The 21,968-nt window shown below is 62.7% G+C and carries 16 protein-coding genes; 3 read left to right on the top strand and 13 right to left on the bottom strand.

Going from position 1 to position 21,968, the window contains the following annotated elements:
- Position 1 precedes the first annotated feature (1 nt).
- Positions 2–886, top strand: a complete 885-nt coding sequence (locus tag BFX80_RS17735; protein ID WP_157109428.1) for a 4'-phosphopantetheinyl transferase family protein — start codon at positions 2–4, stop codon at positions 884–886.
- Positions 887–899: 13 nt separating this feature from the next.
- On the opposite strand, the gene BFX80_RS03840 is transcribed toward BFX80_RS17735, so the two are convergent.
- The 11 genes from BFX80_RS03840 to BFX80_RS03790 form a co-directional block, all read right to left on the bottom strand.
- Positions 900–2,537, bottom strand: a complete 1,638-nt coding sequence (locus BFX80_RS03840; protein ID WP_084207989.1) for a TIGR04141 family sporadically distributed protein — start codon at positions 2,535–2,537, stop codon at positions 900–902.
- A 100-nt stretch (positions 2,538–2,637) separates the two neighbouring features.
- Positions 2,638–2,997 (bottom strand): RidA family protein, encoded by a 360-nt coding sequence (locus BFX80_RS03835; protein WP_084207988.1) that lies wholly within the window; start codon positions 2,995–2,997, stop codon positions 2,638–2,640.
- Between the two features lie 288 nt (positions 2,998–3,285).
- Positions 3,286–4,176 (bottom strand): universal stress protein, encoded by an 891-nt coding sequence (locus BFX80_RS03830; RefSeq protein ID WP_077375301.1) that lies wholly within the window; start codon positions 4,174–4,176, stop codon positions 3,286–3,288.
- Between the two features lie 243 nt (positions 4,177–4,419).
- On the bottom strand, positions 4,420–5,907 hold the full coding sequence (locus BFX80_RS03825; protein ID WP_084207987.1) for a SulP family inorganic anion transporter: 1,488 nt from the start codon (positions 5,905–5,907) through the stop codon (positions 4,420–4,422).
- Between the two features lie 264 nt (positions 5,908–6,171).
- Entirely contained in the window at positions 6,172–7,182 is a 1,011-nt protein-coding gene (locus tag BFX80_RS03820; protein ID WP_084207986.1) for a DMT family transporter, read from the bottom strand.
- Positions 7,183–7,186: 4 nt separating this feature from the next.
- The gene (locus tag BFX80_RS03815) at positions 7,187–8,050 is read right to left on the bottom strand and encodes an HAD family hydrolase (RefSeq protein WP_084207985.1); all 864 of its coding nucleotides are present in this window, start codon (positions 8,048–8,050) and stop codon (positions 7,187–7,189) included.
- A 156-nt stretch (positions 8,051–8,206) separates the two neighbouring features.
- On the bottom strand, positions 8,207–9,196 hold the full coding sequence (locus BFX80_RS03810; RefSeq protein WP_240499663.1) for a cyclodeaminase: 990 nt from the start codon (positions 9,194–9,196) through the stop codon (positions 8,207–8,209).
- A gap of 136 nt (positions 9,197–9,332) precedes the next feature.
- Positions 9,333–10,457 (bottom strand): pyridoxal-phosphate dependent enzyme, encoded by a 1,125-nt coding sequence (locus tag BFX80_RS03805; protein ID WP_084207984.1) that lies wholly within the window; start codon positions 10,455–10,457, stop codon positions 9,333–9,335.
- A 2-nt stretch (positions 10,458–10,459) separates the two neighbouring features.
- Positions 10,460–11,920, bottom strand: coding sequence for an aminotransferase (locus tag BFX80_RS03800; protein ID WP_084207983.1), 1,461 nt, complete (start codon positions 11,918–11,920; stop codon positions 10,460–10,462).
- A gap of 75 nt (positions 11,921–11,995) precedes the next feature.
- On the bottom strand, positions 11,996–13,513 hold the full coding sequence (locus tag BFX80_RS03795) for an NAD-dependent succinate-semialdehyde dehydrogenase (RefSeq protein ID WP_373996122.1): 1,518 nt from the start codon (positions 13,511–13,513) through the stop codon (positions 11,996–11,998).
- 327 nt (positions 13,514–13,840) lie between these two features.
- Positions 13,841–14,389 (bottom strand): hemerythrin domain-containing protein, encoded by a 549-nt coding sequence (locus BFX80_RS03790; RefSeq protein WP_077375707.1) that lies wholly within the window; start codon positions 14,387–14,389, stop codon positions 13,841–13,843.
- 312 nt (positions 14,390–14,701) lie between these two features.
- Between BFX80_RS03790 and BFX80_RS03785 the strand changes: the two genes are divergently transcribed.
- Complete coding sequence (locus BFX80_RS03785; protein ID WP_084207982.1) at positions 14,702–16,069, top strand: replication-associated recombination protein A; 1,368 nt, start codon at positions 14,702–14,704, stop codon at positions 16,067–16,069.
- 73 nt (positions 16,070–16,142) lie between these two features.
- Here BFX80_RS03785 and lolA read toward each other — a convergent pair whose 3' ends face one another.
- Positions 16,143–16,811 carry an outer membrane lipoprotein chaperone LolA gene (gene lolA / locus BFX80_RS03780; RefSeq protein ID WP_084207981.1) on the bottom strand — a complete coding sequence of 223 codons (669 nt, stop codon included), beginning with the start codon at positions 16,809–16,811 and terminating at the stop codon, positions 16,143–16,145.
- A 196-nt stretch (positions 16,812–17,007) separates the two neighbouring features.
- Positions 17,008–20,775: a DNA translocase FtsK gene (locus BFX80_RS03775; RefSeq protein ID WP_167592967.1), complete on the bottom strand. Its 3,768-nt coding sequence runs from the start codon at positions 20,773–20,775 to the stop codon at positions 17,008–17,010.
- Between the two features lie 400 nt (positions 20,776–21,175).
- Here BFX80_RS03775 and aat point away from each other — a divergent pair, with 400 nt between their 5' ends.
- On the top strand, positions 21,176–21,898 hold the full coding sequence (gene aat, locus BFX80_RS03770) for a leucyl/phenylalanyl-tRNA--protein transferase (protein ID WP_077375328.1): 723 nt from the start codon (positions 21,176–21,178) through the stop codon (positions 21,896–21,898).
- Positions 21,899–21,968 lie beyond the last annotated feature (70 nt).

The following is a 21,968-nucleotide window of genomic DNA, read 5'->3' as shown; positions in this document are numbered from 1 at the left end:
CATGACGGCCAGGGAAGGCAAGGATGTGAGTGAGACAGGCGAGCCGGTCGAGGGCAGCTCGGCGCGCGCGGCGGATACTCCTGCGGCGCGCCCGACCGATCACCCCGCCTACCGCTGCGTGGTGCTGGGGCATGCGGTATCGCATGGCTCCGCTTCACTAAGCACTGGTTCACTGAGCACTGGTTCGCCGAGCACTGGTTCGCCGAGCGCCGACTTGTCCAACGGCGAGCCGCTGATCTCGCATGATCCCCATGCTCTCGCCGCTTCCTTGGGATTTGCGGCAGCCTGCGCCTTGCCAAATACCTGCTCTGAATCTTCCCCTCGGCCAGCCCGCCTGTGGCTGGCCGAAGCGTGTGTGCTGCCAGCATCCTGTGCTGATTCGGCTGCTCCCTCTATCAACTCCTCGGGTGAGGCTTCCAGCGGTAACTTGATGCGCCCTCGCCAGACGGATGTGGATAACGCGGACACTCCCGTGTCATCTGCCAAGGCCCGCCGTCGCCAGCAATGTGAAGCCGAATCCCACCTCGCCCGCCTTCTGCTCGGCGAACTCGCCGCGGCCCAAGGCATTGCGCTGCCACTGGCCGACTGGTCACCGCGTGGCCAGGCACCCCATCACCCTGCGCTACCGGCAGGCTTCTACGTCTCCATCGCCCACCGTCACGGGCATGTCCTCGTCGGCCTCGCCACCCTCCCGCTCGGGCTGGACCTCGAATACCACAACCCCCGCCACGCCCACGACCTCGACGCCCGCATCGCCATGCTGCCTACAGACGCACGCAAACGCCTCGCCGAGGCATCACACCTCAACGAGACAGAACGACTGGACGGGTTTTATCGGGAATGGGTGAGGTATGAGGCAAAAACAAAACGACAAAGCATCATATAAACCTGCTACTCGATCACTGACTTATATCTAATTTAGCTGCACCAGCCACGCTTACGTCAAATCCTCGATGTATCAAATTGTCATATACTTTACTTAGATTAACCTTACTAAACAAAGGTAAATTAGAAATTAAACTTGCCGAATCTTCACCTAAAACCAAAAACACAATTTCGACACCACTACTTTTATAACCATCAATTGGGATGGTATCTCTAAGCGAACTACTTATCGGCTTAAGTTTTTTCCTAGCTTCTTTTCGAAAATCTCGATCACTCAAAGTCAGCTCAGCGGATACATAACCTTGTGCAAATAAATGACTCAAGCCAGAAGATCCTCCTTTACGGTGTTTAACATGCACGAACTTTCTGTCAATTGTCATTAAATCACAAAGCTCTATACTACTGGTAGATTTACTTGTTTTAACTAGGTTTTTATCTAACAAGTAAAAATTACTGCCTGTCGACACTCTAGAGTTATAATGCCCCTCTGATTCAATTTTAAGTATATCTTTTTCGTTAATTCTATCGGTCCAAACATGTACATCTGGAAAAGATAGGCTAGATATTGGTATCCTAGATAAATTAGCATCTATGTCCAAGATGAACTTATTGTTTATTTCATACCATACACCAGAAAACATCACATAAGTTTTATCACCACTCACAAACTCATAATATAAGCACTTGTATATAGAATACTCTTTAACACTACCATCTAAATAAAAGACGAACAGCTTATCGCTTTTTATAGACTCAATCGTTATACTCGTAGCATTTATAGTATCGAAATAATCTTCCGTCTCGATTGTTGGATTGACTTGAGTTTTAGCACGCGTATAGCTAAACCCATGCACTAGATCCCAGTTGATAATCTCTGGCATAGTGATTTTTATCACAGAATTTTTTAGTTTTACGTTATCCAACATGCTTTCATTTAAACTAGATATTTCTCCATCATTTTTTACTCTTCTAATATTATCAACCCATGAAAATTCGTTTTTATACGATTCATTGTTATAGTAGCCGTAAAGAGTATCTATTAAACTAGGAAGCTCAGATACACTAATAGATAAGCTAAACGAGTAGATAGCATCACCGCCAGTAATTCTATTTAGCTCGACTCCATCTTTAGCGGAACCTGTAACAGCTCTCAATATATCTCTAGATACATCAATACCAAATATATCAACGCCAGCTTCTTTTGAAGATTGTGATTTTTTCTGGACTGCTTGATCATCTAAAGTCAAAACATCTACGCTACGGAGACTACTATGATCTAACGTATTCAAAGCTGTTTTTATTCCAAAGTCGGGAACAAAGCATGTTAAGTCTAACAAAAAACGTCCGTAGCCAAACGTAAATGCTACAACCTTGCCGTTAGATTTAATTAGCAATACGGCAGAGTTAGAAATATTTTGTAACCCTGTTAGTTCCTCACCAACTACACTTTCAGCAAAACTCCGCCATTTTGGCTCATTAGCAACAGGTGTTTTAACAAATAGCTTTCCTTCGGCATCAAGTTCATGCTCCTCACTTAAATCATACTCATTAAACATAGAGCCAGGTTTTAGCAAACTACTCAAATCTCTTTGTGCATATTCTGGCTTTACTAACAAAGAGTTAAGCGATAAATAAACTTCCAAACCCGCCATAATCACACCTTTAATTAAAAAGCATAATTACAACAATAATAAACATAAAAAAACCCTGCCAGAGAAAACTCTAACAGGGTTAGAAAAACCATACTGCGTGTTATTTAACGGCGGCGACCACGGTAATTTCACACAGCAGTTCCGGGCTGGCCATGGCGGCTTGGACGCAGGCACGGGCGGGGGCGTGACCTTCCGGTACCCAGGCGTCCCAGATGTCGTTGAAGGTCTTGAAGTCGTCCATTGTCTTGAGATAGACGGTGGCGGAGAGCAGATGCTCGCGGTCGGTGCCGACTTCTTCCAGCAGCGCATCGACACGCGCGAGCATGCTGTTGGCCTGGTCCGTGATATCACTGAAGCGTTGTTCCGGCCCGGCGACCTGACCACACAGGTAGATGGTGTTGTTGTGGATGACGGCGCGGCTCATGCGTGCCTTGGTATCGTGACGTTGGATATCGCTCATGGAGAGTGTCCTTGTGCCGTTCTTCTTGGAGTGGTGAAAGACGCACCAGCGTAAGGGAAAGCCCCTCAGCGGCATGGCGCGCAATGAGGATAAGCGGCCATCAGCGTTCCAGATTCCGGCGAGCGGCGCAACGCGACCTGCGGGGTATTTTCCAGTCGTCGTGAGGGTTTCTGCCTTGCGTATCTGTGGCCACTGCCCAAGGGGCGGAAATGACGACGCCGCGCCATCCCGACATGACACGGGAAGGCGCGGCGTTCTCATTGCCCGGCAGGGCGTGTGCTGAACGTGCTAGCGCAGGATCAGCAGCGGCACCGTGGCATTGCGGATCATCTCGGTGGTGGTACTGCCGACCAGCAACTGACGGATGCGCGAGTGGCCGTAGGCGCCCATCACCAGCATGTCGATGGCGTGCTCCTTGGCGTATTCGCGCAGACAGGCTTCCACTTCACCGGCCTTGAGGCTGGCCTGCACGTTGAAGCCCGCTGACTGGAGGGTGTCACGCGCGGTCTCAAGCGGAGCCTGATGCTCCACCGAGTCCGCGCCGACCATCACCAGATGGAGCTCGGCGCCCTGCAGCAAGGGGCTGGCCGCCAGCACCTCGATGGCACGCTTGATGGTGGCGCTGCCATCGAAGGCGATCAACACGCGTGTCGGCGTCTGAAACTCGCCCGGCACTACCAGCACGGGACGATGCAGGCTGCGAATCACCCGCTCCAGATTGCTGCCGAGATGCTCACTGGCCTGCTCCGCCCCTTCCCCGCGCTTGCCGATCACCAGCAGGCGAATCTCGTCCTCAAGCTCGGCCAGTGTCTCGACCAGCTCACCATTGCGTTGGCGAGGGCGTGGTTCGGTGATACCGGCCTGGGTGGCGCGCTCACAGGCGGCTTCCAGCATCAGGCGGCCCTGCTCCTGGGCGATGCGCCCGCGCTGCTCATCGAGGGTGGCGAGTTCTTCCAGCAGGTGCTCCCGGGCACCGAGACCGATGCTGCCGGAGAGATCGCCATTGGCGGGTTCGGCGCTTTCATTGCGGTCGATCACATGCAGGATGCTGAGAGGTGCCGACAGGCGCTGGCTGGCCCAGACGGCGGCGTCACACACGGGGGCGGCGAAGGCGGAGCCGTCAATGCAGGCGGTGACCTTGTCATGGCCTGTCGCGGCACTGGCAGAGGATTGGCTCATGGCGGGCTTCCTTGTGCTGACAACAAAAAGTACTGACAACGGAGATGGCGTGCCGACCGGGGCGACGCAGAAGGAGGAGTGACATTCCCCAGCGATGCCGGCGCGGCCTGTTTCGAGATTACCACTTTCCGACCCCATGAACGCAAACGGCGGGCAGCCCGTGAAGGACTGCCCGCCGTCTGACCTTGTCACGCGGCGCGATCAAGCGAAGTGCCTCGATCGCGCAGGGTCATGCGTGCGTGATCAGTGACCCATCAGTTTCTCGACCGCGTCCGGCTTGTCATGCACCGCGAAGCGATCCACCAGCGTGGCGCTGGCTTCGTTGAGGCCACGTACCTCGACCTCGGTCCCCTCACGACGGAACTTGACCACCACGGTATCCAGCGCGCCGATGGCGGTGATGTCCCAGAAGTGCGCACGACTGACGTCGATCACGACACGCTCGACGGTTTCCTTGAGGTCGAAACCGGCCTGGAACTGCTCGCTGGAGGCGAAGAACACCTGACCGACCACGCGGTATTCGCGGGTACGACCATCGGCATTCATGTCGCTGCCGATATGCAGCACCTGGCCGATCTTGTTGGCGAAGAACAGCGCCGAGAGCAGCACGCCGACCAGCACGCCGATCGCCAGGTTGTGGGTCGCGACCACCACGGCAACGGTGCCCAGCATGACGATGTTGGTGGACATCGGGTGGCTCTTGAGGTCACGGATCGACTGCCAGGAGAAGGTGCCGATGGAGACCATGATCATCACCGCGACCAGTGCGGCCATGGGAATCTGCGAGACCCACGGGCCGAGGAACACGACCAGGATCAGCAGCACGACACCCGCCACCATGGTGGAGAGACGCGTACGACCGCCGGATTTCACGTTGATCATCGTCTGACCGATCATCGCGCAACCCGCCATGCCGCCGAGGAAGCCGGTGACGACGTTGGCCGCGCCCTGGCCCTTGCACTCACGGTTCTTGTCGGACGGCGTGTCGGTCAGATCATCGACCAGCGTGGCCGTCATCAGGGATTCCAGCAGGCCCACGACCGCCAGCGGCAGCGAGTACGGCAGGATGATCCACAGGGTGTCCAGATTGAAGGGGATGTCCGGAATCAGGAACACCGGCAGGCTGTCCGGCAGCTCACCCATGTCACCGACGGTGCGGATATCCAGACCGACGACCATCGCGAAGAGGGTCAGCACGATGATGCAGACCAGCGGCGACGGCAGCAGCTTGCCGATCTTCGGCACCAGCGGCAGCAGATAGATGATGCCCAGGCCCGCGGCCGTCATGGCATAGACGTGCCAGGTGACGTTGGTCAGCTCCGGCAGCTGGGCCATGAAGATCAGGATCGCCAGTGCATTGACGAAGCCGGTGACCACCGAGCGCGAGACGAAGCGCATCAGGGAGCCGAGCTTGAAGTAGCCGAAGATGACCTGGATCACGCCGGTCATCACGGTGGCGGCCAGCAGGTACTCCAGGCCGTGGTCCTTGACCAGGTCGACCATCAGCAGTGCCATGGCACCGGTGGCGGCGGAAATCATGCCCGGACGGCCACCGGCGATGGCGGTCACCACGGCGATGGAGAAGGAGGCATACAGGCCGACCTTGGGGTCGACACCGGCAATGATGGAGAAGGCGATGGCTTCGGGGATCAGGGCCAATGCCACCACCAGGCCGGACAGGATGTCGGGCCGGAGGTTGGAAAGCCACTGCTGTTTGAGGCTGCTTGTCATCGAGTCGTCCGCAACAGGTTGGGGAAGGTGGTGTGCGTGCTGAATCCTGGCGCTGTCGAGTCAGTCTGGCGTCCGGTCGTGGCAATCTTCATCGCTGCCGTCAGGGGCAGTGCCGCTCGCGCCTGGCTTGCGTCGTGATGCCGCTGTCGTTTCCGGTCGCCCTGTGGCTTTCTTCGCGCCATGAGCTATTCGCTCCGGTCGCCGTGAGGCGTCCAGAGGGCTGTCATTTGACAGTGAATAAACTCGGGGATGGGCGGGATTGTATCAGCTGCGACCGGTGGACGCATCCGCAGAACGCGCGCTCGCCGTCACCGATTGACGGTGACGACGGTCGATCAGACTCTTGATGAGCATCGCGCCCAGCACCAGTGCACCGCCCGCCCAGCCACGCGGGGTAAGCGATTCTTCCAGCACCCACCACACCCACAGGATGCCGAACACGCTTTCCAGCAACATCAGCAGCGCCACTTCCGCAGAGGGCAGATAGATCGGGCCACGCTGGATCAGCGTGAAGCCCAGCGGCGAAAGCACCAGGCACAGCAGCACCAGCCAGCCGGCGCGCTGGGCGAAATCGGCACCGTGCGAAGGCCACAGCTGCGTCAGCACGTCACCGCCGCCCTGCGTCATGCTCCACAGGCACGCCAGCAGGCCGCACAGCGCGGTGACCAGCCCGGACAGTGTCAGCATCGGACTCATGTCATGCCCCGGGCGCGTACGACACAGCGTGAAGTTGCCGGCCAGCGACAGGCTGCAGCCCAGCGCCAGCAGGTTGCCGGTGAGCGTGCCGCTGCCGGCCTCATCGAGCACCAGCAGCGTGATGCCCGCCAGCGAGGCCAGAATCGCGCCCCACACATGGCGTGGCTGACGCTCGCCCAGCCACAGGCGCGACATCAGCGCCGCGAACAGCGGACTGGCGGCGAGGATGATCAGCACGTTGCCGGCGCGGGTGTATTGGTTGGCGAGCACGAAACCCAGGGTGGAGCCGGTGAACAGCAGCGCGACCCATACGCCGGTACGCCCGCAGCCACGCATGCGCGCCAGGGCGCTGGCGATGCGCTGTGCGGGAGTGCCGCGCTGGAGGGCCAGCAGGAACAGTGCAAAGCCGATGGCCGTCAGCAGACCGCGCCAGAACACCAGCGGGCCATCGGCGACATCGGCGAGTCGCAGCAGCAGCGCGTCCGGCGAGATCAACAGCACCCCGCAGGCCGTCATCGCCACGCCCCGCGCCTGCCGCGAGGCGTGGGAGGCGGCTTCTCGCCCGGCCAGCGGGTTCATGACATCAGTCCGACAGGCGCGACAGGCGCCAGTCAACCACTGGCCAGCCGCGCGCCTCGGCCAGCTGGCGCAGCGGTGCGTCCGGTTGGGTGGCGTGGGGGAAATCGACCCGCTCCAGCAGGGGCAGGTCATTGTGGGAGTCGGAATAGCCCCACAGGGATTGCGGCGTGCGATGGATGCGCTCGGCACCCGCAAGCCAGTCATCCAGCGCCGCCAGCTTGCCTTCGCGGAAGGTGACGATACCGCTGGTGGCTCCGGTGAAGCAGCCCTGCCCATCAAAGGCCGGATGGGTGGCCAGCGCCCCATCGGCGGTCAGACGACTGGCGATGGGCCCGACCAGATGATGCATGGAGGCGGAGATGATCAGGGTGCGATGGCCGGCCTCACCGTGCTCGGCCAGCCGCGCGATGCCACCTTCCAGCAGTCGCGGCATGACCATTTCTTCCACGAAATCATCGACTTCGCGACGCACCTCATCACGATGCCGCCCGACGAGCGGGCTGAGCAGATGGCCGGTGTGCTCGTGGATGTCCAGGGTGCCGGCATGGTATTGCACCTGATGACGCTCGCCGATGGCCATGAAGGCATCGACAGCCTTGATCCAGCCACAGGCGACCATCCAGCGCATCCACATGCCAGTGCAGTCGCCATCGAGCAGCGTATCGTCGAGATCGAACACCGCCAGCGGGGCATCCAGCGCACAGTGGTGGCGCACATGGCCCTCCTCCGGCGGCGAGAGCGGCGGCAGCAGGGTCACGGCGTCACAGTCGGCGCAGAGATCCGCCAGCGGTGTGCGGCAGATCTCGACATCGGGCGCAGCGCTCAGGGCACGCGGCCGGGCGGCAGATGAGGACGAGGTACGAGTCACGACAGGCTCCGAGTGGCAAGGGGCGTCAACGGCTTCCTGCCGTCACCTGCGTGACCCTCGCATGCGGCGACGCTGCGGGCAAGTCCGCCGCACCATTCAGGCGCTCCAGCGCTGACGCTGCCAGTACCGACGTTTTCCGTACCGACACTTCCCGTACTAACGCCGGACGAGCCGCGAGAGCGCCAGGCTGGCGATGGCCGTATCCTGCACGCCGGTACCGGTGAGATCCGCCACCGTGATGCAGGTATCAGGAGCCGACCCGCCTGAACGCAGATCACGCCCCTCAGCCAGCAGACGGCCCAGCTCATGCACGTCACGTGATCTGGCCTGCTCGGCCTCCAGCCCTTTCAGCTCGCCGTTGGTCTCGGACTGGGCGCGGGTATCACACACGAAATGATCGCACTCGAGGAGCACATCGGCTTCCAGCTCACGCTTCTCGGGGCTGTCGGAGCCCATCGCGGTGACATGCACGCCCTCCGGCAGCATCGAGTAGTCCAGCAGCGGCGTTCGCGAGGGGGTGGCGGTGACGATGATATCGGCGTTCTGGCAGACCGCATGCAGGCTGTCATGACTGCGCACCGTCAGCCCCAGGCGCTCCTCCGTCTCCCGCGCGAAGGTCTCGGCACGCTGCTTGTCCCGCGCCCAGACATCGACACTCTCGATGTCGCGCACCAGCCGCAAGGCCTCCAGCTGCAGGCCGGCCTGCTCACCGGCCCCGATCAGCGCGACCCGCTTGCTGTCCGGGCAAGACAGGGCGTCGGCGGCCACGGCGCCGGCCAGCGCGGTTCTCACCGCCGTCAGGTAGCCGCCATCATTGAGCAGCGCCTCGGCAAGGCCCGTCTCGGCGGAGAACACCACCATCAGGCCATTGAGACTCGGCAGGCCGCGGGCGGGATTGTTGAAGAAGCCGGGGCTGATCTTGATCGCGAAGTGCTTGAGCCCCTGGATGTGGGCCGTCTTGACGTCCACTTCGCCGTTGGCCTCCTCGATGGCCATCGACAGGATCGGCGGCTGCACCACCTTGCCCTGCCCCAACGCGATGAAGGCATCACGAATGGCCTTGAGTGCAGTGGTATCCAGCCCCACGACCTCGGCGATCTGTTCGCGTGAATAACTCTGCATGCTGTCCTGAGTCGGTTCCGTCATGCGTCCTCCTCCGGGGGTTCGGGTGTCATCGAGCGCTCTGTTGTCTTCAGGCGTTCTGGTGTCTTCAGGCGTTCTGGTGTCTTCAGGCGTTCTGGTGTCTTCAGGCGTTCTGGTGTCTTCAGGCGTTCTGGTGTCTTCAGGCGTTCTGGCCTTGCCCCTGAGCGTCTGCCAGCAGCGCTCTGGCCTGATCGAGCGTTTCCAGGCTGACGCCGTTGCCGCTGATGATCAGCGCGACGCGCTGGCCACGGATCGACTCGGCGAGCGCGGGGTCGGTCTCGCCTCGCCGCGAGGCCTCGAGTGCGGCAAGCCCGACCACCGCAGCGCCCTCCACCAGAAGCTTCTCTTCCTCCAGCAGCATCAGCATGGCGCGGGCGATGGCGCGCTCGCTGACCTGATGGTGGTGATCCATCACGCGATGCACCAGCGGCAGCGTGGTGTGGTTGTCCAGGCCAATGCCGCCGCCCAGTGAATCGGCGAGGCTTGCGACCTCCTCCACCTCCACCGGGGCGCCCGCCTGCAGGCTGTGCCACATGGCGGCGCCCTCGGTGAGGCTGATGCCATGCACCTGGGTCTCGGGGCGAATCGCCTTGAGCGCCGCCCCGATACCGCCGAGCAGTCCACCGCCGGAGAGCCCGATCAGCACATGATCAAGCGACGGGCAATCCTCCAGCAGCTCCAGCCCGATGGTGCCCTGACCGGCCGCGATGAGCGGGTCATCGAAGGGCGGCACCGCCAGCATGCCCTCCTCCTCGACCAGCCGATGGACTTCCCGAAAGGCCTCGTCCTGACTGCGGCCGACACGGCGTACCTCGACGCTGCCGCCGGAGGCACCGCCCAGTTCGCCCAGCGCCTCGATGGCCCGTACCTTGTTGGCGGGTACCTGCTCGGAGAGACAGATGATGGCCTTCAGGCCACGGCGCATCGCGGCATAGGCCAGCGCCCGACCGTGATTGCCGGTGGAGGCAGTGGTCACGCCGCGCGCCAGGCGCGTCACGGCATCCCCCGACGACTGCTCGGCCACGGCCGCCAGCAGGTTGCTGGCACCACGCAGCTTGAAGGCGCCGGTGGGCTGACGGGTTTCCAGCTTGAGCAGGATCTCGGCATCGAAGCGTCGTGACAGTGCCGGGGATGGCACCAGCGCCGTACGCTCGACACCGGTGGCCGTCGATGAATGAAACAGCCGCTGGCGCGCGGCATGGATATCAGCCAGCGCCAGCGGCGTTTCCCGTGGATGCTTGAGCGGGGGTAGGGTCAATACCATGCCTACTTGTCACCAGAGGCCAGATCACCGTTGTCGAGAAGCTCCTGATGCACCTTGTCCACGGCGCGGCGCGCGCGGGCGATGATGTCATCGATCTCCTCGGGGGTGATCACCAGCGGCGGTGCGAAGCCGAGGATGTCGCCCTGGGGCATGCCGCGGGCGATCAGCCCTTCCTCGAGTGCCGCCGCCGAGATGCGCGGGCCGACCTTGAGTGCGGAATCGAACGCCTTGCGCTCTGACGGCTGCGGTGAGAACTCCAGCGCCGCCAGCAGGCCGATGCCACGCACGTCGCCGACGATGGGGTGATCGGCGAAGGCTGCCTTCATGGCCTTCTGCAGATAGGCGCCGGTATCGCGGGCGTTGTCCACCAGCCCCTCACGACGGATGATCTCCAGGTTGGCGACACCTGCCGCTGCGCCCAGCGCGTGGCCGGAGTAGGTCCAGCCGTGGCCGATGGGGCCGAATTCCCCGGTGCCCTGCTCCAGCACCTTCCACACGCGGTCGCCGACGATGACCCCGGACAGCGGCTGATAGGCGCTGGTCAGGCCCTTGGCGATGGTGACCAGGTCCGGCTTGATGCCGAAGTGCTGGTAGCCGAACTGGCTGCCGATGCGCCCGAAGCCGCACACCACCTCGTCACAGATCAACAGGATGTCGTGGCGCTTGAGCACGGCCTGGATGGCGTCCCAGTAGCCCTCCGGCGGTGGCACGATGCCGCCGGTGCCCAGCACCGGCTCGCCGATGAAGGCGCCGACGGTCTCCGGCCCTTCGGCCTGGATCATCGCCTCGAGCTTGTCGGCACACCAGGCGGAGAATTCACGCTCGCTCATCTCGGCGCATTCCGCGGGACGACGGTAGTAGTCCGGCGCTTCGGTATGCAGGATGCCGGCGATCGGCAGATCGAAGTGATCATGGAAGGCCGCCAGGCCGGTCAGAGAGCCTGAGGCGATGCCGGAGCCGTGATAGCCGCGCCAGCGCGAGATGACCTTCTTCTTCTCCGGCTTGCCGATCACGTTGTGGTAGTAACGCACCAGCTTGAGCTGGGTCTCGTTGGCATCGCTGCCGGACATGCCGTAGTAGACCTTGGACATGTCAGGCCCGGCCAGTTCGAGAATCTTCTCGGACAGCGCGATCTGCGGCTCGTTCGAGTGGCCGACATAGGTGTGGTAATAGCTGAGCTTGAGGGCCTGCTCGTGAATGGCATCGGCGACTTCCGTGCGCCCGTAACCGATGTTGACGCAGTAGAGGCCGGCGAAGCCGTCGATCAGCTCACGCCCGTCGCGCTCACGGATGCGGATGCCTTCGCCGCCGGTGATCACGCGGCCCGGCAGATCGCCCTGGGCGAAATCACGCAGGTGGGTGGAGGCATGGAAGGTGACCTTGCGGTCACGGCGAATCAGCTCGTCGGTGCTGATGCTGTCATCGAAGCCGACAGACTGGCGTTGGGTGTTATCGGTGCTCATGTGACTCTCCGAATGGTCCACAAGGGGCGATCGCGCCGTGGCCCTGACCGCCCGTGACAATGAATGATGCCCGTCTCAACTCCCGGAGGCGCTTTCCATCCCACCCAGGCAGTAGTACTTGATATCCAGATATTCCTCCAGCCCCTGGCGACCCCCTTCGCGCCCGAGACCGGATTGCTTGACGCCGCCGAAGGGAATCGGCGCACCGGTCATCTTCACCGAGTTGACCGAGACCATGCCGAAGCGCAGGCCGCGCATCAGCTGCCAGACGCGGCGAATGTCGTGGGTGTAGACGTAGGCGGCCAGGCCGTATTCGGTGTCGTTGGCCATCGCGATCACCTCTTCCTCATCGTGCCAGGCCGTCACGCCGGCCACCGGCGAGAAGGTCTCCTCGCGCCAGGCGCGCATGCTCGGCGTGACATCCGCCAGCAGCACCGGCATGAAGAAGTTGGGGCCGGGAGCCATGCTCTGATCGCCGTGGATCAGCCGCGCGCCCTGCTCGACGGCGTCATCGACGATGGTCTGCGCCTTGGCCACGGCGTCACGGTGGATCAGCGGCCCCATGTCGATACCCGAGACCAGCCCATTGCCGACCTTGAGCTGCTTCATGAGGCGCACGAAGTGGCTCAGGAAATCCTCATACAGGCTGTCGTGCACCAGGATGCGATTGGCGGCGAGACAGTCCTGACCGGAGGTCTGGAACTTGGCATCGACGGCGGCACGCGCCGCCTCCTCGGGGTCCATGTCCGGCCCGACGATGAAGGGCGCATTGCCGCCCAGCTCCAGCGAGACGCGCTTGACGCTGTCGGCGCACTGGGAAAGCAGCAGACGCCCCACTCGGGTGGAGCCGGTGAACGAGAGCCCGGCGACACGCGGGTCATCACACAGCTGCTTCGAGACTTCCGCGGCCTCGCCGGTAATGACACTGAAGACACCGGCGGGAATCCCGGCACGCTCGGCAAGCTCCGCCAGCGCCAGCGCCGAGAACGGGGTCTCGCCGGCGGGCTTGACCAGCACCGTGCAGCCGGCCGCCAGCGCGGCGGCGGCCTTGCGGGTGATCATCGCCAGCGGGAAGTTCCACGGCGTGATCAGCGCGGCCACGCCGATGGGTTCACGCACGGTGCCCAGCGCGGCATTCGGGATATGACTGGGGATGGTCTCGCCGAAGGCACGGCTGCCCTCCTCGGCGAACCAGTGAACGAAGCTTGCGCCGTATTCCACCTCGCCACGGGCATCGTCCAGTGACTTGCCCTGCTCACGGGTCATCAGCATGGCGAGATCCTGCTTGTGGGCGCGGATGAGGTCATACCAGGCATCCAGCAGCTCGCCGCGCTGGTCCGCCCGCAGCTTGCGCCATTCCCGCTGGGCCTCATCGGCCGCGGCAATGGCAGCATCGATCTGCGTGGACTCGAGCCACGGCACCTGACCGAGGCGCTCGCCGGTGGCGGGGTCGAAGACCGCTTCCTCACGGCCTGCCTCACCATGCACCCAGCAGCCGTTCACGTAGGCAAGCTGACGAAACAGTCGCGGGTCTTCCAGTGCCATGCCATCGCTGGCGCTGGCCCACTGACGGGTTAGGGTCTGGACACTCATGGCGCTCTCCCCGGCCGAAGGGCCGTCATCTGGACACTCAGACGATCTGCCCCTTGTGGATATCGGCAAGGATGCACATCACTGAGCACTGCATGGGCAGTGTCCTTCGCGCAGCCCGAGGCCTGCGAAGGACGCGTTTCAGTGACTTCAGTGTGGGGGATGTGACGGGAGGAGACTTTCGGGAATGCCCGCCAGAGGCTTGGCGTTCTTTCTGTTGTGGCGGGCGAAATGGCGGTTTTTTTCTGTCAGACGGGGGCGCGCTCCGGCGCAGTGCTCTGGAGCGCGACCTCACCTTCACGAGACGACAGGGCCTTCATGTACAGGGGATCAGGCGGTCACGACCTCACTTTCGGTCAGCTCGGCGTAGAGTTCCGGATAGGCTTCCTGCAGACGCTCAAGCTCTGCACGGGCATGCGGGATGGCGTCGGTCAGCTGCTGCCATTCCTCATCACTGAGATTGTCCCGCATCAGCGGAAACAGCTCGGTACGCTCGGCACGCAGGTAGTCACGATGCGCTTCGACATAGTCGCGCAGATCATGGATGAACTGATCCATCGGTATGATCTGATCCATCAGGATGCTGTCGAGATTGTCGGACAGCTTGGAGAGACGGCCGTGCAGAGTGTGATACTGCTGGATGAGCCGCTGACACAGGGGTGAGGCATCCTCGGAGCGCTCGCACAACATCTGCGTGCATTGACGCTCCAGCGGAATGATGAAGCCCTGCATGTAATCGAGAATGTAATCCACCACTTCCCGCATCATGCGAAAGTCCGGGCGTTCGCCACTGACCAGTGTCCTGTGGCGATGCGAGAGCACGTGCAATAGACGCGCCATGTTGGCGTGGTCCTGGCGCAGCTGAGTCACATTGGGCATGACTTCCTCCTCCTGACGGAACAGGTGGCCGATGCTGGCAGACAGCGCTGCCGCCTCGGGCATTGCTACCGAATGTAGCAATGTCGTCATCCTGAAGTGTAGGACACATCCCATGAGCGCCCGTTAGACGTTGGGCGGGATTGCCTGAATGCGCGAGGCATGCTGTCAGGAAAACATGACAGTCCGTGAAGAAGTCACGGATGGCCTGATGCCGTTGGCAGGCCGCGCCAGCCCTGCTGATTTGTACAGGCTTGCGGGATCGGCCATGATGAGCGCATTCCCCGCCCACGCCTGCCGGAGCCTGACTCGCCGATGGATCTCTTTGCCGATACCGCCTCGAATTCCCATGCGCCATTGGCCTACCGCATGCGACCGCGCTCGCTGGAAGATTACATCGGCCAGGCGGCGCTGGTCGGGCCTGACATGCCGCTGCGCCAGATGGTGGAATCCGGCGTGGTGCGCTCGATGATCCTGTGGGGGCCGCCGGGCGTCGGCAAGACGACGCTGGCCGAGATACTGGCCCACGGCTGTGATGCACACCTTGAACAGCTGTCGGCGGTGATGGCGGGCGTGAAGGACATCCGCGAGGTGGTGGAGCGAGCGCGCCACCATCAGGCCAGCGAGCGCCAGACGGTGATGTTTCTCGATGAGATCCACCGCCTCAACAAGAGTCAGCAGGACGCCCTGCTGCCGCATGTGGAGTCGGGTCTGCTGACGCTGATCGGCGCGACCACCGAGAACCCGTCCTTCGAGGTCAACTCGGCACTGCTGTCGCGGGCGCGGGTCTATGTGCTCAAGGCACTGGACGAGGAGGATCTGATCGAGGTGCTGACCCGTGCCTTGCGCGATGAGGTCAATGGCCTCGGTACGCGTCAGATCGATGCCAGCCGCGAGACGCTGACCCGGATTGCGCGAGCAGCCTCGGGAGACGCGCGTCGTGCCCTGGGCCTTCTGGAAACCGCCTGCGACTTCGTGCGCCGTGAGCCAGATGCCCAGGGGGGAACGCGCGAGATACTCGAGGACAGCTCGCTGGAGGCCGTGCTGGGCCATCAGGCCTCAAGCTTCGACAAGCAGGGCGATGACTATTACGACCTGCTGTCGGCGATCCACAAGTCGGTACGCTCCTCACGCCCCGACGCGGCGCTTCTGTACATGGCGCGCTTCATGGATGGCGGTGGGGATCCGCTGGATGTGGTGCGTCGGCTGGCGGCGATTGCCTCCGAGGATGTGGGCAACGCCGACCCGCGTGCCCTGCCGCTGACCATCGCGGCCTGGGACGCCTATCTGCGTCTGGGCGACTACGAGGGCCAACGTGCCATCGCGCATGCGGCGATCCACCTGGCCATCGCCCCCAAGAGCAACGCCATCGACACGGCGTGGAAGGAGGCCAGAGCCTTCGTGCGCCAGCAGCCGCATTTCGGGGTGCCGGTCTATCTGCGCAATGCGCCGACGACCCTGATGAAGGAGCTGGGCATGGGCGAAGGCTATCGCTATGCCCACAACGAGCCCAACGGCTATCCCGCCGGCACGGCGCACAACGCCTGGCCCGAGGAACTGCCGGTACAGCAGTTCTACCGCCCGACCCAGTATGGCGGCGAGAAGCGCTTTGCCGAGATAGAGCGCTGGCGCCGCGAGCTGGATGACCACGCCGACCGGAACACGCCTGACGCCCAGTCGTGAGCGCCAGAAACGACAACGCCCGGGCCATCTGGCCCGGGCGTTGTCGTCTGATCATCATGTCACTGCTCGCGGATCACTGCTCGCGAATGACATCCGCACCTTCAGGAATCTGGAACACGAAGCGACTGGCCTCCAGACTCGGGTTGTACTGGACATCATGGAAATCGATGGCCGTACGCTGGCCGGTGGAATCGGCCATCTGCAGCATGTCGAGCTGCTCGCCGTCGAAGGTCAGCTTGAGGCTTTCAAACAGGGTGTCGGCCTGCTTGGGCGTCAGCGTGAAGGTCTCGCGGGCCCCCTGCTGCTGGCGCTCGACATCGTAGTTGGCGGTCAATTCGCTGGAACGCCCGGACAGCAGCAGTGCCGGCGTGTGGGTCACGCGCTCATCCAGTGGCTGCACGGTGACCTGCTCCAGATCCGGGTCATGCAGATAGACTTCCTTGCCGTCGGAGACCACCTCCTGGCGGTATGGCGCGTCGACGCTCCAGCGGAACTTGCCTGGGCGTGACAGCCACATCTTGCCGTGGGCTTCCTGCAGACGCTGGCCCGAGGCATCGAGAATCTGCTGATCGAAGTCGGCGGTATAGGTCTTGAGGGGCTCCAGCAGGCGAGAAAGACGCTCTCCGGCGGAGTCATCGGCGTGGGCCGGCAGGCTGGCCATGCCCAGCATCAAGGCGGCGCCCAGCCCCTTGGCCAGACGGGTGGTCAATGAGGAAACGAAAGAACGTGACGGTGTATTCATGACACTCCTTGCAATGAGACGGACATGGCTGCGGCCTGAGGCCTCGACGCGCGATATCCACCTCATGTCAGCGATTCGGGTTGTGGCCTGCCAGTCTCGCCGCGAGTCTGACAGGTGATCTGACGTCTTTGACACGAAGGGGAGCCAAAAGCTCCCCTTCGTGTCTTTCATGTTTCAACTCAAACGCTTGGCTGCCCTAGCCGCTATGGTTGGGGGCGAGCACTTCCCGCGAGCCGTTGGTGCCCATCGCGGAGACGACACCGGCCATTTCCATGGCCTCGACCAGCCGCGCGGCACGGTTGTAGCCGATCTTGAAGCGCCGCTGCACGGCGGAGATGGAAGCACGGCGCGACTCGACCACATAGGCGACCGCTTCATCGTAGAGTGCATCCTGCTCGGCATCGCCGTCCTCGCCTTCGGCCTCAAGCCCGGCCAGCGCATCCGCCTGCACGCCGCCGGTGAGGATCTCCTCGATATACTCCGGCGTGCCGCGACGCTTCCAGTCATCCACCACCCGGTGCACCTCGTCATCATCGACGAAGGCGCCGTGGACACGCGTCGGCATGCCGGCACCGGCCGGCAGATAGAGCATGTCACCATGGCCCAGCAGATCTTCCGCACCGCCCTGGTCGAGAATGGTGCGCGAGTCGATCTTGGAAGAGACCTGGAAGGCCATGCGCGTCGGGATGTTGGCCTTGATCAAGCCGGTCACCACGTCCACTGATGGGCGCTGAGTGGCCAGAATCAGGTGAATCCCCGCGGCACGCGCCTTCTGGGCCAGACGTGCGATCAGCTCCTCGACCTTCTTGCCGACGATCATGAACATGTCGGCAAACTCGTCGATCACCACCACGATGTAGGGCAGCTTGGCGAGCACCGGCGGATGCTGGTGCATCTCCCAGGGCTGCGGCTCCCACAGCGGGTCAGCGATCTGGGCGCCATGCGCCTCGGCTTCATCGATCTTGGCATTGAAGCCGGCCAGGTTACGCACCCCCATGGCGGCCATCAGCTTGTAGCGACGCTCCATCTCGGCGACACACCAGCGCAGGGCATTGGCGGCCTCCTTCATGTCCGTCACCACCGGTGCCAGCAGGTGCGGGATGCCGTCATAGACCGACAGCTCCAGCATCTTGGGGTCGACCATGATCATGCGCACTTCATCTGGCGTGGCCTTGAGCAGCATCGAGATCAGCATCGAGTTGATGCCGACCGACTTGCCCGAGCCGGTGGTACCGGCGACCAGCAGGTGCGGCATCTTGCCGAGGTTGGCCACGACAGGTGCGCCACCGATGTCCTGACCCAGTGCCAATGTCACCGGAGATTCCGCCAGCTGGTAGGCATCGGAATCGAACACTTCGCGCAGACGGATCATGGCGCGGTTGGGGTTGGGGATCTCGATGCCGACCGTGGGACGGCCCGGAATCACCTCCACCACCCGCACGCTCTTGACCAGCAGTGAGCGCGCCAGGTCAGTCGACAGGTTGGAGATCTTGGAGGCCTTGACCCCCGGCGCCGGCTGGATCTCGAAGCGCGTGATGACCGGCCCCGGCCACACATCCGCCACCTCGGCCTTCACCCCGTACTCGCGCAGACGCACCACCAGCAGCTCGGCCATCTGGTCGAGTTCTTCTTCGCTGTAGTTGGGCTTCTGCTCATCCGGGGGCGTCAGCAGGCTCAGCTGTGGCAGATCGCCCTCCGGTGCCTCTTCGTGATCCGAGCCTTCGTGACGCTGACTCTGCAGGTGCTCCACGGTCCAGAGAGTCGGCCCGGAGGGATCCCGTACCGCTTCCTGCGCATCTTCCGCCGTGGCCAGTCGCCCGGCGCCCGGCACCATGCCGGACTCATCGCCGTCATAGGCCCAGCTCGGACGCTCAGGCGTCGCGTTGGCGGGGGCCTGCTGCGGCTCGATCTCGTCTTCCGGCACCTGCGGCTCTGCCGGCTGCAACGGGGCGGCCGACTCACGAGCGGCCAGCTCTCGAGAAGCTGGCTCTCGGGAAACCTGCTCAGGCTCTGACGCACGTGGCGCCGGCTCCGTCGGTTCTGCCGGTGTCGGTGTCGGAGCCGAAGTTGACGTCGGGACGCCACCAGCACCGCTCGCACCAGCAGTTGCCGGACCCGATGCGGTGGGCGTGGCATCGGTGGATTTGCCGGTGGGAGCCTCGAAGGCATCATCCCAGGAGACGACGGCCTTGCGCGAGGCCGCTGCTGCCACACCGGCAGCCATCACCCCGGCACCGACCGCAGCGCCTGCCAGGGAGGACTCTCTCGGTAGCGGTGCATCCTCTTCATCACGCGGCTCAGGCGGCTGAAGCGCCGGATTGGCTGCCTTGTGAGCGCGTTCGGCTTCCTGCGCGGCGGCCTGACGGGAGGTCTCGGCCTCATGCTGGGCCTGACGTGCCGCTTCTGCTTCACGGACTGCCTTGGCTTCACGGGCCGCTTTTGCTTCACGCGCTGCCTCGGCCTCACGTGCCGCTTCTGCTTCGCGGGCCGCCTCAGTCTCACGGTCTGCCTGGCTCTGCGGCGCCTTGTCAGCTTCGCGGGAGGTCGACTCTGCCTGGCGAGTGTCCTGACGCGCTGCAGGTGCGAAGGCAGACGCAGCGTCCCACTCCTTCGCTGGCCGGGAATCTGTCACCGGTGCGGTTTCGCTCACCGAGCTATCGACTGGCGGCGTGCTGCCGGACGTCGACGCCTCGGTGTCACGAGTCGCCGAGGCGTGACGCTGACGCTCGGCTTCGATGGCAGAAGCATCCGGCAGGCGCGAGCGGGTCACATCGGCGCGTGAGTCTGCGGCGCTCTCGAGCGAGGCTGCCGTTCTGGGGGCCGCGGCAGCCTGGGACGCCACGGCCGCCTGCACGGCGCTGGCAAGCTCGACGCCCTCGATGTTGACCGTGGCACTCTGCACCGTCATGCGTTCGGTGTAGGCAGCCCCCGGTACCTTGGCGGAAGGCGTGGTCTCGGCTGTCTGCCAGGGGATATCCGTGCTGCGATCATTGGCGAAATCGTCGTCACCGCCAAGCGAGGGTTCCACCCGACGCTTGCCACGTGGCTCAGCCGCCAGAGTGTCGTCAGCCTGCGCTGCGCCAAGCAGTATCTCGTCACTGTCTTCTTCCCACTCGACACGCTCGTCTCGACGGCGCGGCAACAGACGCTGCCACCAGCTCAGTCGCTCATCATCACGCTCCGGCTCGTTGTCGGCATCGTTCTCGTCGTGAGTCAGCGCTTCCTCGGCATAGGTCGCCTCGTCATCGTATTCATCATCACGACGACTATTGAGTCGCTCCTTCAGCCAGACGCCAAGGCGCATGCAGCCATTGCCCAGCTCGTCCATGACCGTCAGCCACGACATGCCGGTAAACAGCGTGAAACCACACAGGAAGCTGGCAAGCGACGCCAGCACGGTGCCGCCCATGCCGATCAAGGGCGTGAGCGCTCCTGCGATGCCCTTGCCGAGAATACCGCCGGCACCATTGGTCAGCTGGCTGTCAGGGCTGTAGAACTGGATATCGCCGATCACGCAAGTCGCCATGATCAACAGGAAGAGCCCGCCGGCACGCACCGCGATGGTGGTCGGGTCCCACACCAGCTCGGTGCTGGGTTGACGCATCAGACGCCAGGCACCGAAACCGAGCATGGCAGGCCACCACAGGGCGCTGCCACCGAACAGGGAATACAGGACGTCGGACAACCAGGCACCGATGCTGCCCATCCAGTTGCTCGTCGTCGACTCAGGACCGCTGTAGGACCAGCCGGGGTCCGTCGGCGCGTAGCTGAACAACGCCAGCAGCATGAAGACGCACAGGCTGAGCATGAGGATGACCACGCCTTCACGGCTGACACCCTGCAAGGTGGTCGTCAGTCGTGAAGGCGGGCGAGCCTGGGCTTCCGCGCGTCGTTCGGCACGGATGGCCTTGCGCTCCTCGCGTTCAGCCTGGCGCTCTTCACGGCGCAGGGCCGCCGCGCTCATCTCGCGCGGTTCATTCCTGCTCGTGTCCTTCTTCGCGGGCTTGCCCGAGACTCTGGGCGTCTTGCGGGGCGCGGGCTTGCTGGCCGCTGAAGCGCCCCGCAGACGAGCGAAGAAGCCTGGCGCATCCGCCTTCTGGCGGGCACGCTTTCTCGGTGTTGCTGCCGCGCGGCGGCTGCGGGTCTCCGGCTTCGCCTGATCCCGACTTGTCTTTCTGGCACTCTTGGCAGTCAAGTCGCCATCCCCCTTGCACCTTGTGGGCGATTTTCCATGTACCTTCAGCCGGTTATCATAACCATCCGATGGCAGTGACGTCACAATTGCCGATTCACGTCTGCCCATGACATCCAGGTGTCACGAGCGCATTGCACTGAGCTGTTCACGATCCAACAAGAGACTGCCCATGCTGCCCTGGCTTCCTCCTGCCCCCGTACGCTTCCCGCATGCCAGCGAAGCGCTGAGCGACCCCGATGGCCTGCTGTGCGCGGGCGGCGACCTCAGCCCCGAGTGGTTGCTGGCGGCCTACCCTCGCGGGATCTTTCCCTGGTTCAGCCCGGGTGACCCGATACTGTGGTGGTCGCCAGACCCGCGCATGGTGCTGAGACCCGAGGAGGTGCGCGTACGTCGCAGTCTGGCCAAACGCCTGCGCAATGGCGGGTTCCACTTCAGCATCGACCGCGACTTTACCGGCGTCATCGATGCCTGTGCCAGCATTTCCCGTGAGGGGCAGGCCGGCACATGGATATTGCCAGAAATGCAGCAGGCCTACATCGCTCTGCATGCCATGGGTCACGCCCACAGCGTCGAGGTCTGGCAGGGTGACAGCCTGGTAGGCGGCCTGTATGGCGTGGCCTGTGGCCGGGTCTTCTTCGGTGAGTCCATGTTCTCTCGCACCACGGATGCCTCGAAGATGGCACTGGTCGTGTTGTGCCGTGAACTTGAAGCACGCGGCTTTCCGCTGATCGATTGCCAGATGCACACCCCGCACCTGGAGAGCCTTGGGGCTTGCAGCATCGCTCGCAGCGAATTCATCAGCTATCTTGACCAGTATGCCACTGGCGAAGGGCATGAGGGCAAGTGGTCACTGACAACCGAGCCCTTGAAACACGGCAATCAAGACCTGTGAGCCATATCGCAAGGTGAAGGTCATCAGGTCCTTGGAACGATACCGCCATCCTGGCGCAGGTCATCACCGA

The sequence above is a fragment of the Cobetia marina genome (genome assembly GCF_001720485.1).
Lineage (GTDB): Bacteria > Pseudomonadota > Gammaproteobacteria > Pseudomonadales > Halomonadaceae > Cobetia > Cobetia marina.
The sequence above is the reverse complement of the archived record's forward strand: the minus strand, read 5'-3'. Positions and strand labels throughout refer to the sequence as shown.